The organism is Thermodesulfobacteriota bacterium, assembly GCA_025062045.1.
GTDB lineage: Bacteria > Desulfobacterota > Syntrophorhabdia > Syntrophorhabdales > JANXAF01 > JANXAF01.
In genome coordinates this window covers 178961-198837 of the sequence record JANXAF010000003.1, presented here as the reverse complement: position 1 = coordinate 198837, position 19877 = coordinate 178961, and the positions used below count along the sequence as shown (strand labels likewise).

Annotated in this window: 18 protein-coding genes, 1 tRNA gene and 1 pseudogene; 16 read left to right on the top strand and 4 right to left on the bottom strand. The window is 42.8% G+C overall.

What is annotated here, in order from left to right:
- Window positions 1-16: 16 nt before the first annotated feature.
- The gene (locus NZ583_03810) at window positions 17-1564 is read left to right on the top strand and encodes an alkaline phosphatase (GenBank protein ID MCS7280737.1); all 1548 of its coding nucleotides are present in this window, start codon (window positions 17-19) and stop codon (window positions 1562-1564) included.
- A gap of 134 nt (window positions 1565-1698) precedes the next feature.
- Here the strand turns inward: NZ583_03810 and NZ583_03805 are convergent.
- Both NZ583_03805 and NZ583_03800 read right to left on the bottom strand, forming a co-directional pair.
- Window positions 1699-1771 (bottom strand) — tRNA-Ala (locus NZ583_03805).
- A gap of 73 nt (window positions 1772-1844) precedes the next feature.
- A complete protein-coding gene (locus tag NZ583_03800) occupies window positions 1845-3629 on the bottom strand; it encodes a phosphoenolpyruvate carboxykinase (GTP) (GenBank protein MCS7280736.1) in 1785 nt (594 codons plus the stop codon).
- A 106-nt stretch (window positions 3630-3735) separates the two neighbouring features.
- Here NZ583_03800 and NZ583_03795 point away from each other — a divergent pair, with 106 nt between their 5' ends.
- The 15 genes and pseudogenes from NZ583_03795 (at window position 3736) to NZ583_03725 (ending at window position 17458) form a co-directional block, all read left to right on the top strand.
- Window positions 3736-5088 carry an aminopeptidase gene (locus tag NZ583_03795; GenBank protein ID MCS7280735.1) on the top strand — a complete coding sequence of 451 codons (1353 nt, stop codon included), beginning with the start codon at window positions 3736-3738 and terminating at the stop codon, window positions 5086-5088.
- A gap of 24 nt (window positions 5089-5112) precedes the next feature.
- Window positions 5113-7449, top strand: a complete 2337-nt coding sequence (lon, locus tag NZ583_03790; protein ID MCS7280734.1) for an endopeptidase La — start codon at window positions 5113-5115, stop codon at window positions 7447-7449.
- Complete coding sequence (gene amrS, locus NZ583_03785; protein MCS7280733.1) at window positions 7446-8456, top strand: AmmeMemoRadiSam system radical SAM enzyme; 1011 nt, start codon at window positions 7446-7448, stop codon at window positions 8454-8456. The genes lon and amrS overlap by 4 nt, the downstream gene beginning before the upstream one ends.
- Window positions 8453-8611 (top strand): hypothetical protein, encoded by a 159-nt coding sequence (locus NZ583_03780; protein MCS7280732.1) that lies wholly within the window; start codon window positions 8453-8455, stop codon window positions 8609-8611. The genes amrS and NZ583_03780 overlap by 4 nt, the downstream gene beginning before the upstream one ends.
- Before the next feature lie 202 nt (window positions 8612-8813).
- Window positions 8814-10523: pseudogene (gene thrS, locus NZ583_03775) on the top strand (threonine--tRNA ligase).
- A 25-nt stretch (window positions 10524-10548) separates the two neighbouring features.
- Complete coding sequence (infC, locus tag NZ583_03770) at window positions 10549-11043, top strand: translation initiation factor IF-3 (protein MCS7280731.1); 495 nt, start codon at window positions 10549-10551, stop codon at window positions 11041-11043.
- 15 nt (window positions 11044-11058) lie between these two features.
- The gene (gene rpmI, locus NZ583_03765; protein ID MCS7280730.1) at window positions 11059-11256 is read left to right on the top strand and encodes a 50S ribosomal protein L35; all 198 of its coding nucleotides are present in this window, start codon (window positions 11059-11061) and stop codon (window positions 11254-11256) included.
- Between the two features lie 30 nt (window positions 11257-11286).
- The gene (gene rplT, locus NZ583_03760) at window positions 11287-11646 is read left to right on the top strand and encodes a 50S ribosomal protein L20 (protein MCS7280729.1); all 360 of its coding nucleotides are present in this window, start codon (window positions 11287-11289) and stop codon (window positions 11644-11646) included.
- Complete coding sequence (gene pheS / locus NZ583_03755; protein ID MCS7280728.1) at window positions 11646-12647, top strand: phenylalanine--tRNA ligase subunit alpha; 1002 nt, start codon at window positions 11646-11648, stop codon at window positions 12645-12647. The genes rplT and pheS overlap by 1 nt, the downstream gene beginning before the upstream one ends.
- Window positions 12648-12660: 13 nt before the next feature.
- Window positions 12661-15039, top strand: a complete 2379-nt coding sequence (gene pheT, locus NZ583_03750) for a phenylalanine--tRNA ligase subunit beta (protein MCS7280727.1) — start codon at window positions 12661-12663, stop codon at window positions 15037-15039.
- Between the two features lie 11 nt (window positions 15040-15050).
- Window positions 15051-15329 carry an integration host factor subunit alpha gene (locus NZ583_03745; GenBank protein ID MCS7280726.1) on the top strand — a complete coding sequence of 93 codons (279 nt, stop codon included), beginning with the start codon at window positions 15051-15053 and terminating at the stop codon, window positions 15327-15329.
- Window positions 15330-15650, top strand: a complete 321-nt coding sequence (locus NZ583_03740; protein MCS7280725.1) for a MerR family transcriptional regulator — start codon at window positions 15330-15332, stop codon at window positions 15648-15650.
- A complete protein-coding gene (locus NZ583_03735; protein MCS7280724.1) occupies window positions 15640-16263 on the top strand; it encodes a hypothetical protein in 624 nt (207 codons plus the stop codon). The genes NZ583_03740 and NZ583_03735 overlap by 11 nt, the downstream gene beginning before the upstream one ends.
- A gap of 3 nt (window positions 16264-16266) precedes the next feature.
- Window positions 16267-16878 (top strand): thermonuclease family protein, encoded by a 612-nt coding sequence (locus NZ583_03730; protein ID MCS7280723.1) that lies wholly within the window; start codon window positions 16267-16269, stop codon window positions 16876-16878.
- A 178-nt stretch (window positions 16879-17056) separates the two neighbouring features.
- Window positions 17057-17458: a PaaI family thioesterase gene (locus NZ583_03725; protein MCS7280722.1), complete on the top strand. Its 402-nt coding sequence runs from the start codon at window positions 17057-17059 to the stop codon at window positions 17456-17458.
- On the opposite strand, the gene NZ583_03720 is transcribed toward NZ583_03725, so the two are convergent.
- Window positions 17455-19104, bottom strand: coding sequence for an AMP-binding protein (locus NZ583_03720; GenBank protein MCS7280721.1), 1650 nt, complete (start codon window positions 19102-19104; stop codon window positions 17455-17457). The genes NZ583_03725 and NZ583_03720 overlap by 4 nt on opposite strands.
- An 11-nt stretch (window positions 19105-19115) precedes the next feature.
- A complete protein-coding gene (locus tag NZ583_03715; protein MCS7280720.1) occupies window positions 19116-19859 on the bottom strand; it encodes an ABC transporter ATP-binding protein in 744 nt (247 codons plus the stop codon).
- Window positions 19860-19877: the final 18 nt, after the last annotated feature.

Here is a 19877-nt window from a genome sequence, read left to right as displayed (position 1 = left end):
TGAAGGAGGTACGATCATGGAAAGGAGAGAGTTTCTAAAGGTCTCAATGGCCAGTTTTCTGGCTCTTATGGCACCGGCAGAGGAGATCTTTGCAAAGGCCCTTCAAAACCCTCAAAGGAAAGCTAAAGGGGTCATTTTCCTTGTCGGAGATGGTTTCCCGCTTGGCGTTATAAAAGCCACATACGAGTTCAAACTAAAGAAGTTCAAGGAAGAGAGTTACATTCACCGTCTTCTTATGGACCCAAAAGCGTGCATTTCGATTCAGAATACCTCTTCATTGAACTCCGTCGTTACAGACTCAGCACCAGCTTCGGCCGCCTGGGCTACGGGTTCTAAGACGGCACAGAGAATGTTATCTATTCTTCCAGACGGGCGAAGATTGACGACCATCTTCGAACTGGCAAAAGAGAAAGGAATAGCTTGTGGCTTCGTCACAACAACTAGGATAACCCACGCAACTCCGGCGGCTTGGTATAGCCATAATCCAAACAGGGATTCGGAAGACGATATTGCGGAAGATCTACTAAACTCTGGTCTTATCGTTGCCATGGGTGGCGGAGATAGGCACCTAAATCCGGAAAGGAGAAAAGATAAGAAGGATCTTTATACCAAATTCAAAGAAAAAGGCTACACAGTTGCAAAAAATAGGGACGAGCTTTTGAAGGCCCAGAAGAGCGAGGGTAAACTTTTAGGTGTCTTTAGTTCCTCCCATATGGCTTATTTTGTCGATAGGATAAATGATCCTTCCTTAGGTTCACAGCCAAGTCTTCCTGAAATGACTCTCGTTGCCCTAGAGAGGCTATCAAAGAACCCAAAAGGTTTTATACTTCAGATTGAAGCAGGACGCATAGATCACGCAAATCACGCAAACGACGCTTACGGAGCCTTAATGGATGCTTATGAGATGGATAGTACCGTGAAGGTCGTAATGGAATTTATAAGGCACAACCCTCAAGTACTTTTGATCGTCACATCAGATCACGGAAATTCCGGGTATGGGATAAACGGCACAGGGCCTGAGTACGTAGATTCCACAAAGGCGCTCCTTAGCTACGAGAACAGAGCCTCATTCGAGTATATGATTAATCAAATGAAGAAAAAGGACTTAAGCACCGTAAAGGAGATCTTTGAAACCTATACACGTAGGGCAATAACTATTGAGGAGGCCCAAGAGATTTTTAAAAAGCTCAACGAGCCGCACAACGTCGCCCTCTTTGACGTTTGGTACGAACCTGAAGCTACCATGGGAAGGATACTCATGAAAAGTGTTTATGCAAAAGATGGGGACAATCTAAAATCTTCCCCAGAAATAAGAAGGGGAAATGTCGGTTTTACGAGCACTAACCACACGGCTGAGGATCAGATAGCGATCTTTTATCCTAAAAGTTCGCTGCCATGGAAAATACCTCCTTACATCGACAACACTGACATATTTAGGGTCCTATGCGGTTATTTCGGAATACGTCACGAAAATCCAAAGATGAGACCCGAAGAGATGGCCTTATATGAAAGGCCCATCACCCTCTCAGAGTGGAGGAAGCACCTAAGGCTGCATATAAGTTAGGGTCAACTGATAAGCTGAGATTTAAAGTTCCCAAAATGTAATTTCACGGTTTAGATGGGGCTCGGATGAAAAGGTTTATTTTCGATGACTCTTTATTCGGAAAAAAAGATTTGGCTTATGCCGATATTAAGATTTGGAGCTGAGGGGCATCGAACCCCCGACCTCATGACTGCCAGTCATGCGCTCTCCCATCTGAGCTACAGCCCCATCGCGTTTAATCATACATCAAAATACGAATTCCGTCAACGATCCTCGTTTGTAACTTCCACATCTCCACTCTTTACCGAGTCCAAATCTTTCCACTTACAGATCTCTCAAGTCTTTCCAGTTCTTTTTTTAGCTCTATGGGAATTCTCTCACCGAACTTAGAGAAGAACTCTTTTATTTCTCTTACTTCGGATTCCCAACCGGAACTCTCGTACGAGATTATTTTCTCTAACTTGGCTTTGTCAATTTCCAATCCAGATATCTCTAGGTCATCAATGTGAGGAAGAAGCCCGATTGGCGTCTCTTTTGCGCCACACCTACCTTTTACCCTATCTACTATCCACTTCAATACCCTTATATTCTCTCCGAAGCCAGGCCAAATAAAATTTCCGTTCTCATCCTTTCTGAACCAGTTAACGGAAAAGATTCTAGGAGGATTTTTAAGCATCCTGCCCATCTCTATCCAATGGGAGAAATAGTCGGCCATGTTATATCCGCAGAAAGGTAACATGGCAAAGGGGTCTCTCCTTAAAACCCCTATTTTATGTTCCGCCGCTGCTGTCGTCTCTGAGCCCATTCTTGCGGCTAAAAATACACCGTGTACCCAGTCGAAGGATTCGCACACAAGGGGTACAAGTTCAGATCTCCTTCCTCCGAAGATTATTGCGGAGATAGGTACTCCTTGAGGATTGTCGAATTCGGAAGAGAGGTTCGGAGTATTATAAATTGAGACTGTAAAACGGGAATTGGGATGGGCACAGGGTAGTCCGCTTTCTTTTTTCCAAGGATTTCCTTGCCAATCTAAAAGATCTGTCGGTGGCTCTTTTAGCCCTTCCCACCACGGTTCGTTAGCCTTCACATCAAGCCCAGTGTTTGTATAAAGAACTGGAAAGAAACCATCGTGCTTTAAGGTCCTTATCATGTTGGGATTTGTCTCATGCGACGTTCCAGGGGCAACGCCAAAGTATCCTGTCTCCGGATTTATGGCGTAGAGTCTTCCATCAGGACCTATATTTAGCCAGGCTATATCATCGCCTATTGTCCAGACCTTGTAGCCTTCGAGTTTCGATTCAAGAAGGGCAAGGTTTGTCTTTCCACAGGCAGACGGAAAAGCCCCAGCTATGTATGTCACATCCCCGTCTGGGTCCTCAACCCCTATAATTATCATGTGCTCAGCCAGCCATTTTTGCTTGTAGCCAAGCCAAGATGCAATTCGCAATGAGAAGCATTTTTTTCCCAAAAGCGCATTTCCTCCATAACCGGAACCGACACTCCAAACCAGATTCTCATCCGGGAAGTGCATTATAAAGCGTTTGTTTATGTCAAAGTCGAGAACAGAATGTATTCCTCTTACGAAGTCAGGAGAATTTCCTATCTTTTCAAGTACGAATTTTCCAAGTCTTGTCATTATCCTCATACTTATTGCAACATAGCTTATATCTGTAAGTTGGATGCACGCCTTAGCGTACGGCGAGTCCGGATGGCCCATCATGTAAGGAAGGACGTACATGGTTTTTCCCTTCATGCAACCTCTCGAGAGGTTAGTCAAAAGATCCTTTGCCGATTTCGGATCCATCCAGTTGTTATTTGGTCCGGACTTTTCTTTCTCGGGATGGCAAACATATGTTAAATGTTCGGTTCTTGCAGTGTCGGATGGATGGCTCCTATGAAGGTACGCGTTTGGCCATAAGGCATGGTTAAGCTCGTAGAGGACTGGTTTTCCTTCAATCTTTTCCTCCCTCATTGCTATTTCGACGAGTCTTCGCGCCTCATCCTCCGAACCGTCCGCAAAATAGATTCTTTTAGGTTCCAAAAATTTTGCCATTTCTTCGATCCATTCCTCGTAGGGCTTTGCCATGGTTCCTCCGCAGATTTGGTCTTTTAATATAATAATAGGCTCGTTCAATGTAAACTTTCTGCGCGTTGACGAAACTAGTCGTTTCTGATTATATTAACACTATGGGATGGTGAGAGAGTCCGGTTGGAAAAGAAAGTCGAAGGAGGAATACGCTGAAATCTTTCAGTTTGCTGAAACCTATAAAAGGTTTCTGGATGAGGCAAAGACTGAAAGAGAGACTGTTACATACATCTCTGAAGTATTAAAGAAATCAGGTTTTTCTGAAGATCCAAGAAGCGACAAAGTCTTGAAAGTTTTCAGAGAAAAATCTGTCTTTGCGTTTATAAAAGGGGTGGAGCCTTTAACGTCTGGCATGAATATTATTGTTTCCCACATCGATACTCCTAGGCTGGATTTTAAACAGAATCCTCTTTTTGAAGAGGTTGGCCTTGCTCTCTTCCGGACCCATTATTACGGCGGAATAAAGAAATACCAGTGGGTCGCTATCCCTCTTGCCATACACGGGGTTGTGGTTAAAGCTGACGGTCGTAAGATAAGGCTCAGAATAGGTGAGGAAGAAAACGATCCCGTCTTTGTGATCGACGATCTCCTTCCACACCTCTCTAGAAAGACTTTAGACGAAAAAAAACTCTCTGAGGCTCCAGAAGCTGAAAAGCTTACTGTTCTTTGTGGAAACATACCACTTGTTGGTGTGGAAAGAGAAGCTGTTAAGGCAGGAGTCTTAGAGATCCTCAAAAATACGTATGGTATAGGCGAGGAGGATTTTATAAGTGCAGATATAGAAGTTGTACCCGCCTTCAAAGCAAGGGATGTTGGCTTAGACAGGAGTATGATCGGTGCGTACGGGCAGGATGATAGAGTCTGCGCGTATGCCATGCTTCAGGCTTTAGTAGGACTCGATCGGCCAAAAAGACCATGTCTTGCCATTTTCACAGACAAGGAGGAGATAGGCTCCGAAGGGGATACGGCAATTAAATCGACGTTTCTTTTTATGATGCTCTATGAGATTATGGAATCTATGGGTATAAAACCGGATGATCCTACAATAAAAAAAGCTCTTTTTTCATCCAGGGCAATCTCCGCAGACGTAAATGGCGCAGTCAATCCCATGTATCAGGATGTTCATGAAAAGCAAAACGCCTGCTATCTCGGATACGGTGTATGTATAGAGAAGTTCACAGGACACGGTGGAAAGATTGGTGCAAGTGAAGCCCACGCAGAATACGTTGCCGAAATAAGAAGAATATTTGATGCCCATGGAATAGTGTGGCAAACAGGCGAGCTCGGGAAGGTGGACGAAGGGGGTGGAGGAACCGTAGCCAAATATCTTGCAGCCTACGGAATGAATATCATTGATTGTGGCACTCCAGTGCTTACAATGCACTCTCCCTTCGAGATAACTTCCAAACTCGACGTGTACGAAACATTTAGGGCCTATAAGGCATTTTACGAATCATAAAAGACTTCCGGAGGAAAAAGCGCAATGTGGGAAGGCGAAAACATAAAAATTCCTAGACAAATACCACTCCTTCCCGTTCGTGATATGGTTATGTATCCCTCATGTGTCTTTCCCCTTTTTGTGGGCAGGGATTCTTCAATAAGCGCCGTAGAGAAGGCACTGGCCAAGGACAGGCTGATACTCGTTGCCGCCCAAAAGGACTTCTCAGACGACAATCCCCTTCCAGAAAGAATATATTCGGTTGGGGTCGTCTCCCAGATAATGAGGATGCTTAGGCTTCCTGATGGGAGGGTCAAAATTCTAATCCAGGGGATAAAAAAGGCTAGAATTGTAAACTACATACAGGAGACGCCCGCGTATATTGTAGAGATTGAGCCTATAGAGGAACCTCTCGTAACGGAGATAACTTTAGAGGTTGAGGCTCTCATAAGGTATGTTAAAGAGCAGATGGAAAAAGTTGTGTCGATGGGCAGGATGGTGAGCCCAGACATATTGATGGTCATAGACACTATTGATGAACCAGGAAGGCTTGCCGATCTCTGTGCAGCCAATCTAGGTTTGACCGTTGAGAAGGCTCAGGAATTATTGGAAATCATAGATCCTGTCTTGAGATTGAGGAAGTTGTCCGAGATACTGGGAAAAGAGATAGAACTTCTCAACATGCAGGCCAAGATTCTCTCTCAGGCTAAGGAAGAGATGACGAAGAGTCAAAAGGAGTATTTCTTGAGAGAGCAGATAAAAGCCATAAAAAGCGAACTCGGGGAAATGGACGAAAGGACGGAGGAGATAGAGAATCTGAGAAAGCGGATAAAAAAGGCCAAAATGCCAAAAGAGGTGGAAAAAGAGGCGATAAGACAGCTAGAACGTTTAGATTCTATGCACCCCGACGCTATAGAATCGTCAATGCTGAGAAACTATCTAGAATGGTTGATAGAGCTTCCTTGGAGCGTATCCACAAAGGATAATGTGGACATAAAGAGGGCAGAGCGGATCTTGAACGAAGATCACTACGGACTCGAAAAGGTTAAAGAGAGGATTTTGGAATTTTTGAGCGTGATTAAGCTAAAAGGCAAAATAAAGGGTCCGATTCTCTGCTTTGTGGGTCCACCTGGAGTCGGTAAAACATCCCTTGGAAAGTCTATAGCAAGGGCACTAGGAAGAAAGTTTTCGCGCATGTCCTTAGGCGGATTGAAAGATGAGGCAGAGATAAGAGGTCACAGAAGGACATACGTAGGCGCCATGCCTGGTCGGATAATTCAGTGTATAAAACAGGCGGGTTCCAATAATCCCGTCTTTATGATGGATGAGATAGATAAGATCGGTACTGATTTTAGAGGGGATCCGGCGAGTGCGCTTCTTGAAGTTCTTGATCCAGAGCAGAATCATTCTTTCAACGATCACTATCTCAATGTTCCTTTCGATCTCTCAAAAGTCATGTTTATAACTACAGCCAATAGGGTTGACACAATCCCGCCCGCACTAAGGGACAGGCTCGAAATAATAAATATCCCGGGTTACACCGAGAAGGAAAAGTTAATGATCGCAAAGAAATATCTGATCCCGAAGCAAATTCTGGAAAATGGACTCAAAAAAAGGTACATCCGTTTTACAGATCAGGCGATACTGAAGATTATCCAGGAGTACACTCGTGAGGCAGGAGTGAGGAATCTAGAGAGAGAGATAGCATCCATAATGAGAAAAGTGGCAAGGAAAATAGCTGAGGGCAAAAAAGAAAAGGTTACAGTAACAGCGAAAAACTTAGACAGCTTCTTAGGCCCACCCAAGTATTTACCCGAAGGAGAGCTCAAAGAAGATATACCTGGGATAGCCTGCGGACTCGCTTGGACTGAGCTAGGCGGCGAGATCATGTACATAGAAGTCACGTGGAGGAAGGGTAAAAAGGACCTCACCTTGACAGGGAACATGGGTGATGTAATGAAGGAATCGGCTCAGGCTGCTCTGAGTTACATAAAATCGAGGGCCTCAAAGCTTGGTATAGAAAACGATCTTTTTGATAATTTGGAAATGCATGTCCACATACCACAGGGGGCGATTCCAAAGGACGGTCCTTCTGCCGGAATAACCATAGCCGTCGCAATGATAAGCGCCCTTCTTAATAGACCGGTAAGCAGAAAAATAGCAATGACTGGAGAGATCACTTTAACTGGTAGAGTCCTTCCCATAGGAGGACTAAAAGAGAAGGTTCTTGCAGCACTCAGAGCAAAGATAAGCAAGGTCATTATCCCCAAAGAGAATATGAAGGAGATGCCAGATATACCTCAGTATGCTAGAGCGAAGATAGAGTTCGTGCCAGTATCCTCAATGGACGAAGTGATTGAAACGGTCTTTGGGATCAAATGAGAGAAGCTTCTTATTATGAAGCTCTAAACGGTCAAAGGGTGAAATGCCGCCTATGCCGCCACAATTGTGTAATTAGTGAGGGTAAAAGGGGTATATGTGGGGTAAGGGAAAATAGGGGTGGTATTCTTTTCTCCCTTGTTTACAATAGGCTTTGCTCATATCATGTGGACCCAATAGAAAAGAAGCCTCTTTTTCATTTTTTTCCCGGTTCATCCGCATTTTCCATCGCCACTGTCGGTTGTAACTTTAGGTGTCTCCACTGTCAGAACTACGAGATTTCCCAGCTTCCTAAAGGAGGTAGAATACTTGGATATGAGCTTACGCCTGCAGAAATAGTGGAGATGGCCTTAAGGTACAACTGCAAAAGTATATCATACACTTATACTGAACCCACCGTCTTTTTTGAATACGCCTTCGATGTGGCAAGGATAGCAAAGGAAAAAGGACTTTTTAACAATTTTGTCACGAACGGTTACATTGAAGAAAAACCGTTGAAAGATATAAGCGGTTTTTTGGATGGAGCAAACATAGACCTTAAATCGTTTAGCAAGGAATTCTATAAAAAGATCTGTGGAGCAGATTTTGAATCGGTCCTTGAATCCATAAAGTTGTACAAAAGGCTTGGGATATGGGTTGAAATTACGACATTAATAATACCTGGACTCAACGATTCTCACGAAGAGTTAAGAGAGATAGCACGCTTTATAAAAAACGAACTTGGGAGGGAGACTCCCTGGCACGTAACCGCTTTTTATCCGACTTATAAACTAACGGATAGACCGCGTACTGATAGGAGACTACTCAAAGAGGCAAGAACGATAGGACTCGAGGAAGGCCTTTTTTACGTCTACGAGGGGAATGTTCCAGGTAGTGAGGGTGAAAATACGTTCTGTTACAACTGCGGTAAGCTTCTTGTGGAAAGGTTCGGGTTTTCCATCGTTTCATATCGCATAAGAGACGGTAGCTGTCAGTTTTGCGGTGCCAAAATCCATGGGGTTGGCTTATGACAAAAAAAGAAGAACTTTTTGAAAAAGCAAAAAAGGTCCTCGAAGAGTTGAAACCGAAGCTCGATGAGTTGGCAGAGGGCTATGCGGAAGTTATCGACGTGGATGAGAATGAAATGAAGGTCAAAGTGAGACTTATTGGCGGAAGGCTCCACTGATGTGGCGATTTTGCCCTCAGTTTGTGGGTTGACAAGCTTCTCAAAGAAAAGCTCCCTGAAATAAAAGTTATTGAGCAGGAACGTTGAGTCGTACTTTTGGATCCCTGAAACTTCGAATTGACACCGAAATTCCAAAATGGTAAGAATAACACTCAATTGTTGAGTCATCTTCAACTTTTCCAGTTCGGAGTGAGAGTTGGAGGAAGATCTCCAAGTAGTTAGGCACAGCACTGCCCACGTAATGGCTCAAGCCGTAAAGGAACTTTATCCCTCCGCAAAGATAGCAATAGGTCCCGCAATAGAAAACGGTTTTTATTACGATTTTGACTACGAAGAGGGGTTTAAAGAGGAAGACTTACCGAAAATCGAAAAGAAGATGGCAGAAATAATAGAAAGGGATCTGCCGATTGTGAGAATCGTTATGAAAAGAGAGGATGCCATAAAGCTCTTCGAAGATTTAAATGAACCATATAAGGTTGAGATTCTAAAAGAAATACAGGATGAAGAGGTTTCTCTTTACTCCCAAGGCGATTTTATAGATCTATGTAGAGGTCCTCATCTGCCTTCTACAGGAAAGATAAGGGCATTTAAGCTTTTAAGTGTGGCTGGCGCGTATTGGAAGGGTAATGAAAAGAACAAAATGCTTTCAAGGATATATGGGACTGCTTTCTTCGATGAGGAATCCCTGAAAGCCTATCTAAACTTTTTAGAGGAGGTTAAAAAGAGGGACCACAGAAGGCTCGGAAGGGAACTCGATCTGTTTACAATATCTGACGAGGTTGGGCCCGGACTTGTTATTTACCATCCGAACGGGGCCATGATTCGTTATATACTTGAGGATTTCGAACGGAAAGAACACTTAAAGAGAGGATATAAACTCGTCTACGGACCTCATATACTCAAACTTGATATGTGGAAAAGGTCCGGTCACTACGAAAACTATAGAGAACACATGTTCTTCACAAAAGTGGAAGACGTTGAGTACGGACTGAAACCTATGAACTGTCTATCACATATAATGGTTTATAAATCCGCAATAAGGAGTTACAGAGACCTCCCTCTTCGGTACTTTGAGCTTGGAACTGTAAACAGGTTCGAAAAATCTGGGGTTCTCCACGGGTTACTCCGCGTAAGAGAGTTTACCCAGGATGACGCCCATATATTTCTTAGGCAGGACCAGCTCAAGAAGGAGATAGCAGATATAATAGACTTCGTTAAAGAGGTCATGGGTATATTCGATTTTCAGTACGAGATGGAGATAAGTACTAGACCGGAAAAGTTTATAGGGTCATTAGCAGATTGGGAAAAGGCAGAAGGGGTGCTTAAAGAGGTCCTCGACGAGATGGGGATACCTTATGAGATAAACGAAGGCGAAGGCGCTTTTTATGGACCCAAAATAGATGTCAAGCTCAAGGACGCTTTGGGAAGAAAATGGCAGTGTGCAACAATCCAATGTGATTTTGCACTCCCTGAAAGATTCGACCTTTACTATATCGACAGTGATGGAAAACGAAAAAGACCTGTCATGCTCCACCGGGTAATAATTGGAGCGATAGAGAGGTTTATAGGCATACTTATAGAGCATTACGCGGGGAATTTTCCTGTGTGGCTTTCGCCTATCCAGGCAGTAGTATTGAATATAACAGACGACCAAGAAGGTTACGCAAAAGAGATATATGAGAGGTTAAAAAAAGAGGATATAAGGGTGGAACTCGATATTCGAAATGAGAAACTGGGCTTTAAAGTAAGAGAGGCAACATTGCGAAAGATCCCGTATATCGTAATTGTAGGAAAAAAAGAGAAGGAGAATCGTACAATTAGTGTGAGGGCAAGACTGGGAAACGAAATGAAAGGGATCTCAATTGACGAATTTGTCCGTACGCTAAAAGAAGATATCATCCATAGGAGGTGAAGCTATAGTTAGAGATATAAGAGAGATAAACGTAAACGAAAAGATAAAGGCAAAAGAAGTTAGGGTTGTCGACGAAACAGGAAAGCAGCTAGGGATCATGCCTTTGAGTGAGGCTTTGAGGATCGCAAGAGAAAAAGATCTGGACCTTGTCGAGGTTGCTCCGAAGTCCGAACCGCCTGTATGCAAGATAATGGATTTCGGAAAGTACAAGTATCAACTCGCAAAAAAGGCACATGAGGCAAAGAAAAAACAGACGATTATTCACGTAAAGGAAATGAAAATCGGATTAAAAATAGAGGATCACGATTTGAACTTCAAGATCAAACACATAAAGGAGTTTCTTTCTGAAGGCCACAAAGTTAAAGTAGTGATAGTTTTCAAAGGGAGAGAGATACAGAGGGTTGATATGGGTGAGGAACTGGCGAATAAGATAATAAAATTGGTAGAGGGGGTTGGACAGGTGGAGGTAAAACCGAAGCTTGAGGGTAAAAACATAGTGATGGTTTTTGCTCCAGCTTAGAATAGGAGGTTCAAAATGCCAAAATTGAAAACCCACAGGGGTGTTGCAAAGAGGGTTAAAATCTCGGGAAATGGAAAACTTATTAGAAGAAAGGCGTTTCACAGTCACCTTCTTTCCGGAAAGTCATCAAAACGGAAAAGGAGACTTAGGAAGGCTGATACTGTAAGCCCCGTCGATGCACAGAAGATAAGACGGCTTCTTCCCTATTCTTAAATTCATTCTTAAAAAAAGGAGTGACAGAAAATGCCAAGAGCCAAAAGAGGTTTTAAAGCTAGAAGGAGAAGAAAGAAATTGCTAAAGCTTGCAAAAGGTTACTTTGGGAGGAGAAAAAACATATACAGTGTGGCCAAGCGGGCTGTTTACAAGTCGCTCTTTTATGCTTACAGACACAGAAGGCAAAGAAAGAGGGATTTCAGGTCCCTCTGGATCACGAGAATAAATGCCGCTTGCCGGGCATACGACATCTCGTACAGCCGATTTATCCATGGACTCAAGCTCGCAAACATAAATCTTAATAGAAAAGTCCTTGCCGATATGGCTATAAACGATCCAAAAGCATTTCAGAGCCTTGTTGAAAAGGTAAAGGCTATTCAGGGTGCTTGATGGAGATTGAAGAAATAATAAGGATTGTCGAGGAAGAGGTAGGGAAAGTAAAGGATGAGAGGGACCTTGCAAACGCGAGAATAAGACTACTTGGAAGGAAGGGGCTTTTCTCAAATCTTTTCGAAAATATCAGAAATCTGCCATCCGAGAGAAGAAGGGATTTCGGCAAAAAACTAAACGAGCTTAAAACACAGACAGAAAAAAGGTTAAAAACACTTGAAGAGAGCCTAAAGAGCAAAACCGAAGAGAAGGTTTCTAAAATCGACATAACCCTTCCTGGAAAGTTACCCCTTGTTGGAAAGAAACATCCAATCACTATAACTTTTGAGGAGATAATCAGAATCTTTACCTCATTGGGATTCGAGATTACAGAAGGTCCCGACGTTGAGCTCGACTACTATAACTTCGAAGCCTTAAACATTCCTAAAGACCATCCTGCAAGGGATATGCAGGACACTTTTTATATAAGGGAGGATGTTGTTCTTAGGACTCACACATCCCCGGTCCAGATAAGGACAATGGAATCGCGAAAACCGCCTATAAGGATAATCGCACCTGGTACTGTCTACAGGTGTGACCAGGATATCTCGCATACCCCTATGTTTCATCAGGTTGAGGGGCTTATGGTTGATAAAAATGTAAGGTTCTCGGATCTAAAAGGGATTTTAACGGTCTTCGCAAAGGAGATGTTCGGAGACGACGTTTCTGTGAGATTTAGACCGAGTTACTTTCCCTTCACAGAACCCTCAGCGGAAGTCGACATAGGGTGTGTGATATGCGGAGGTAAAGGTTGCAGAGTCTGTAAAAACACTGGGTGGCTCGAGATTCTAGGTTCAGGTATGGTCCACCCTCAGGTACTGAGGAACGTGGGGTATGACCCTGAGGAGGTACAGGGATTCGCTTTCGGAATGGGTGTAGAAAGGATTGCAATGATAAAATTCGGAATAGATGACATAAGGCTTTTCTATTACAACGATCTAAGATTCCTATCACAGTTTTAAAAGGTGATATAAGGTGAGAGTCTCATACGACTGGCTTAAAGAGTTCGTCGAGGATCTTCCGGACCCATATGAACTTGCGGAAAGATTGACTCTTAGGGGTCTTGAAGTGGAATCCGTCGAAGTCATCTCGCCAAAGTTCAGGGACGTAATAGTTGGAAGGGTACTGGAAGTTTCGGAACACCCAGTTTCCAAAGGATTAAAGGTTGCAAAAGTGTATACCGGGCAAGAAACGCTAAGTATCGTGTGCGGGGCAGAAAATCTATCTCAAGAGATGAATGTGGCCCTTGCTCTACCAGGTTCTTATCTACCGGGAGGAATAAAAATAGAGAAAAAGGAAATAGGTGGAGTTGTCTCAGAAGGGATGATTTGCTCTGAAATGGAACTCGGTCTTTCTGACGACCACACTGGCATATTTGTCCTTCCCGATGAACTTGAGGCCGGCTTACATGTAAAAGATCTACCGTGGTTAAAAGATTTCGTCCTCGACGTTAATTGTCCTCCAAACAGGGGGGATCTTCTTTCGATTCTCGGAATCGCAAGGGAAGTTGCTTCTATAGTTAAAACAAAACTCAATCTGCCAAACTTCGAAATCGAGGATGGGGAGGACTTAATAGAAGAGTACATAGGCCTTGATGTCTTAGATTCCGAAGCCTGTCCTAGATACGTTTTAAGGATTGTAAAAAATGTGGAGGTAAAAAAAGCTCCCTACTGGATGAGATCCAGACTCATAAAATGTGGAATGAGACCTATAAATAACGTCGTTGATGTTACGAATTACGTGATGCTTGAGCTCGGCCAACCGCTTCACGCGTTTGATTACTCTTTACTTCGCGAAAAGAAGATAGAGGTTAGGCTATCTGAAAAAGAATTCACCTTTAGAACGTTGGACGGACAGGATAGACTCATAATACCCGGTGATCTTTTGATCTGTGACGGGTTGGGACCTGTGGCAATAGCAGGAGTTATGGGTGGGGAAAACTCGGAAATAAGGGAAACAACAAGGTGTGTGGCCTTAGAAAGCGCCTATTTCAATCCTTCCTATATCAGAAAAACATCAAGAAGACTGGGAATAAAATCAGAGGCTTCTTCCCGCTTCGAAAGAGGTGTGGACATAGAAGGGGTTGATAGAGCTTCCATAAGAGCCATAAATCTAATGAAAGAGCTTTCCGGAGGTAAAGTAGTAAAAGGCAAGCTAGAAAGTTCAGTTAATTGGCAGAAAAGATTTATCTATGTGCCTTTGGCCAAATTGAAGAGCGTTCTCGGAACAGAGATACCAAAAGAAGAAGTGAAAGAACTACTCGCCTCCTTAGAAATCGAGACAAAAGGGGAAGACGAGTCTGGCATTTTCTTCGAAATCCCTTATTTCAGACACGACATAAACGAATACATGGATATAGTGGAGGAAGTTGCAAGGATTAAAGGTTATGATGCTATCCCGGAGACCCTTCCTGTTATTGAAATGAAAAGAATAACAAAGCAAAGGAAAGAGCGTCTTGAGGCTCTAACACGGGATTATCTCGTAGCCGCGGGACTTTATGAAATTGTGAACTTTTCTTTCTTTGGAGAGAAGGATATCTCCTTATTCTTAATAGGACCATGGGATAGAAGAAGGAAGGCTTTACGAATAGTCAACCCCTTATCAAAAGATATGGCGCTTATGAGAACTTTTCTGGCACCTTCTGTTCTTAAGACTTTGAGTTACAATATAAAGCGGGGAGAAAAAAACCTCCGATTCTTTGAGTTGGGCAATGTATTTTTTGACGAAGGAGATCGTCTTCCTCTCCAGAAAAGATCACTTGCCATTGCCCTTACGGGAAAGGAGCGGGAATTGTTCTGGAAGGAAAGATTTACCGAGTATGACTTTTATGATATAAAAGGCATAGTTGACGGACTTATGAACTCTTTAAGGGTAGATCTCTCTTTGACTTGGACGAGCGAACCTCATCTTAAAGAAAACGATTCGGCAGACTTAATTGTCTTTGGCAAAAAAATAGGTTGGATGGGAGAAATAAAAGAAGAAGTTCTTCTTGCATATGAGATCGAGCAGAGAGTCTTTATGGCAGAAATCGACTTTGACGATATCTTGGAACACGGAAAGATAGAGCTTAAGATTAAGCCAATATCAAAGTACCCTTACGCCTTCAGAGATTTTTCTTTCTTTGTAGACGATGAGATCCCTGTTTCATCCCTCATTGAAAAAATAAAGAATGTCTCAGATTATGTGTCTTCAGTTTCGGTATTCGATGTTTTTAGAAAGGAAAAAAGAAGTGTCACATTCAGAGTCTTTTTACAGTCCCATGAGGGGACGCTCAGAGATGAGGAGATAGACGCAATCCAGGAGAGGATAATAAAAGATCTTACCCAGATCGAAGGTGTCTCTCTTAGGACTTAAGGAGGGTCTTTATGACGAAGGCAGATATAGTGAACGACCTCTATGAGAGACTCGGATATTCCAAGAGAGAATGTGCAAATATCGTCGATTCTGTCTTCGATATAATTAAAGAGACTTTATCAAAGGGAGAAAATGTTAAGATTTCCGGTTTCGGAAACTTTGTCCTCAAAGACAAAAAGGAGAGAAAAGGGAGGAATCCGAAGACGGGCGAAGAAATGGTTATTCCAAGAAGGAGGGTCCTCAACTTCAAACTCAGTCAAGTTCTCAAAGAGACGATGAACCAAAGATAAATGTTCGACAAGGAGAAGCCGGAAAGGCTTTTTTACAGGATAAAAGAAGTATGTGATATAACAGGGCTTAAACCCCATGTCCTAAGATACTGGGAACAGGAGTTCAAAAATATAAGACCCGCCAAAAGTCCCAAAGGTCACAGACTCTATAGGAGAAGTGATCTAGAGACTATTCTAACCATAAAAAAACTGTTGTACGAAGACAGATTCACAATCGATGGAGCAAAGAAGTATCTCGCCCAGCGTAAAAACCTTCTCGATGAGATAAGAAGGGACCTCGAAGAGATACTGATGATCCTAAAAGGGAAAAATGAAGACTAATAGGGTTTTGCCCCTTTTTATATTTCTTTTTGGTATATTCGGATGTGCCGCAGGTCCTCGGTACTACGCCGTAAAACCCTCGGAAGTGATACGATCAAACTACGAGACCGTAAGACAAAACGAGCTATTTTATAAGAGCGAAGAGTTATTAAGGGAAATTTACGCGAGGTTTACGGCTCTCGGGTGCAAATTCGTAAAAGAAGGGTTGGGGATAATGGCTGTAAAAGACGAGGAAGAAAAATTACTCTATTATCTTATGATACTTGTCCGTCCCCATGATCTGGCGTTCGATCTAAGAGCTACTTCCGAAAAGACAAGATTCTCCGAGATCGTTCATGTTTACTTGCCCAGATACGTCTTTTCTATAAAAAAGGAGGACTTGGTAAATTTCGACGGTCTGACAATCGGTATTTACTGGCCAGTTAGGGATTTTTCGGTGTGTAAAGAGTACGGCGGTTTTATTGAATACGCCCATTTCAACATACCAAAAATGGAAGTCTACGAGCTAATCGACAAAAGAAGAACGCTAAGCGACGTTCTTAAAAATTCAGAGATAATAATTAGCTTCAATCTCGAGTCCCCAAGACACGTGAGGATCGAATTTTGGAGATAGGGGTTGAAAAGGTTCGTCCTTTTTATTCTTCTTTTCCTTTTTACTTCGCATTCCGGATTCTCTAAAGAGTATCTGGTTACTAAAATTATCGACGGCGATACTATCCAAATCGAAAACGGTGTGATAGTCCGATACATAGGTGTTGATGCTCCAGAACTGAGAACAAAAGAGGGAATTAGTGAGTTTTATGCAAAACAGGCTGCCCATTACAATAAAAAGCTCGTTTTTTTAAAAAAGGTAAGACTCGAGTACGATGTTGAAAAAGAGGATTCCCATGGCAGGACTCTGGCATACGTGTATGTAAAAAACACATTTGTAAATGCGGAGCTTATAAGGCTCGGTTACGCAAGAGCAATCGTGAAGCCTCCAAATGTGAAATACAAAGACCTTTTTCTCTCCCTCCAGCAAAAGGCTATGGCGGAACAAAAAGGGCTTTGGCAGGAAAGCAAACCTGATACAGAGACCTTTTATGTGGGAAACAAAAGGTCATACGTTTTTCACAGGCCAAAATGCACAAAGGCAGATAAGATAAGCGAGATGAATAAGATTATATTTCGGAGCCGTTTTGACGCAATAAGGATAGGATACTCACCCTGCAGACAGTGCAGACCTTGAGGTGAGTAGATCTTAAGAACAGAAGTTTTTCTAGGCTCAAATCTGTGTTAAAAGCCAGATTCATCGTTATTCCTTATCGGCATAAAAATTTTTACAACTTTAAAGGGTTGAGAAAAGAAATTTTAATGGCACTAAAATAGAGTAATCAGGTAAAAAAGAAAAAGGGGTGAGAGTGGAAATGCTCATTTTAGATGATTACTGCTTCATATGTGGAAAGAGTAACCCAAAAGGCTTAAAAGCGGAGTTCAAATATGAAAATGGTCACGCAGAGGCTACTATCACGATCGATAAAGAATATCAGGGTTACAAGGGGATAGTGCACGGTGGAATAATCTCTGCGATAATTGACGAAGCTTGTGCTTATGCCACTTTGTCCTTAGGTGTCAAAGCTTACACGGCGCGAATGGAGGTCAGATTTAAAAGACCTGTCCGCACTGGTGAAAAGCTTCTCGTCACTTCTTATGCGAAGATCGTGAGATCAAGGCTCATCGAGGCACAGGCTGTTATTCGAGATGAAAACTCGAATGTAATTGCTGAAGGGGAAGCTAAATTTATGATCTCCGATGGGAAAGGAACTTAAGCACTCTTCTTCCTTTTTTCCTTTTCCATTTTTCTTCTTTCTTCGTCCCTTATCTCTCTCCGTAAAAGCTTTCCCACTTTGGACTTGGGAAGCATGTCTCTAAACTCTATGTACTGTGGAACCTTATAAGGGGCGAGTCTTTCCCTGCACCATTTTATGAGTTCCGCGCTACCAATACCTTTCGCGTCCTCCTTGAGCACCACTATAGCTTTTATCCTTTCTCCCACCTTCGGATCAGGGACACCGACAACGCATGCCCCTATTACGGTTGGATGATCCTGGAGCACAGCCTCAACCTCAGAAGCAGAAACCCTGTAACCCTTGTATTTTATGATATCTGCTGTCCTTTCAACGAACTCGATCTCTCCATCCTCATTCATCCTTACGTAATCACCCATTCTGTAGTAAATCTCGCCATTTAGAGTTACGTACGATCTTCGAGTCTCTTCAGGTTTGTTGAGATACTCTTTTATCGTGTAGGGGGAAGTGACAAGAAGTTCACCGACCTCTCCTGAGGGTAGTTTTTCTAAGGTTTCGCTATCAACGACGACACACTTTCTTGAGCTTAGAGGGGTTCCCACCACCGTCGGTTTCGGCTCTTTATCTAAACGACTATACGTGACATGGCCCGCCTCTGTAGAACCATAAACCTGGTAAATAAATATTCCGTATTTTTCCCTCCATTTCCTGAAAACTTCCACCGGAAGGACATCTCCACCGCAAAAACAGTATTTTAAGGAACTCAAATCATACTGGTCGAGCCTGTCATTTTCGAGAATCATTCTGTAAAGGGCAGGTACTCCCAGCATCCACCTTATTTTATATCTTTCTATCGCTTTAAGGATAGGATCAATCTCAGGAAAAGGCATAAGTACGACGGTGTTTCCAAAGTTGAATCCGAAGGCTATCGCGAATCCTTTAGCCATTATGTGAAAAAGAGGATTAACCATTAAAATCCTATCCCTTCCCTCATCTATGTATCCTCTGAGTACTTCCTCCATTATATTCCTGACGTATGTGACCTCTCCTGTGTGATTCCCGGGAACACCTTTTGGAAATCCAGTCGTTCCGCCTGTGTACATTATGTAGGCTAAATCTTTGTCAGGATCTATGGCAACCTTTGGGGGATCGTTTTCGCCCTCTAGTATAACCCTCTTTAAAGAATAAACTCTTTCGGATCTTTCGACTTTTCCGGAGGGTATTTTGTTAAAAAGGTAGCCAATCGCTTTTTTCCAAAAAGGGACAAAATCGACAAGGGTCGTTACAAGTACCCTTTTGATGTTAGTTCTTTCCATCACTTCCTTTACGTATACAAAATTCGTATCCAAACATATGACTGTCTCTATACCGGCATCCTTTATCATGTATTCTATCTCGTATGCAGTGTAAATCGGGGACACTGGTACAACACAGGCTCCTATCTTATTTATTGCGTAATTCGCTATGACCCACTGGGGAGTATTTGGAAGATACAGCATCACCCTATCATCCGGTTTTACCCCCAGTTTGAAAAGACCCGATGCGCACTTGTCTATCAGCCTTTTTAGCTGTGCGTAGGTAAACTTCTCACCTAGATAGATGAGAGCTACATTCGAACCGTATTTTTTTGCACTCTCCTCAAAGCCTGTGAAAGTAAACTCCCGCATAATGATCCCCCCTATACCCCAAAATACGCCGATTTAACATCCGGATTTTCCAGTAACTCCTCCTTAGTTCCAGAAAGGACACTCGAACCGTTTTCCAAAATGTAGCCGTAGTCTATTATGGGAGTCACGGGTCTTGCATACTGTTCGGTCACTATTATGCTTATTCTTTTCGTATCCCTTATCTGTTTTATCCCCCTGACAACTATCTCCTGATAGGCGGGGCTAAGACCCAAAAGAGGCTCATCGAGAAGGAGTAACTTGGGATTTGCCATAAGTGACCTTCCGATAGCGAGCATCTGCTGTTCGCCCCCACTCAAAAACCCTCCTTGTCTTTTTAGATGGTCCTTCAGTCTTGGAAAGAGGGTCAGGACGTACTCCAAATTTTCACGTCTCTGCTTTCTTGCCAGATAAGAACCTATGAGAAGATTTTCAAGTACAGTGCTTTCAGGAAATATCCTTCTTCTTTCGGGACAGAGGATTATTCCATGCCTTGCCCTCTCGTGGGGTTTCATAAAGGTTATATCCATGCCATCAAATATGATACTGCCAAAGACTGATATCCTCTCCCCACCCTTCATCTCTTCCTTGAACTTTATGTCGAGGATTATCCCTGAAAGCGTATACATGAGAGTGCTTTTGCCAGCACTGTTCGAGCCGAAAACTCCAACTATACTCCCTTCTTCGCACTTTAAGCTTACGTTGTTCAGAGCCAACATGTTTTCATAAAAAACCATAAGCTCTTTTGCCTCTAACATATCTTGACCCTCTAATCT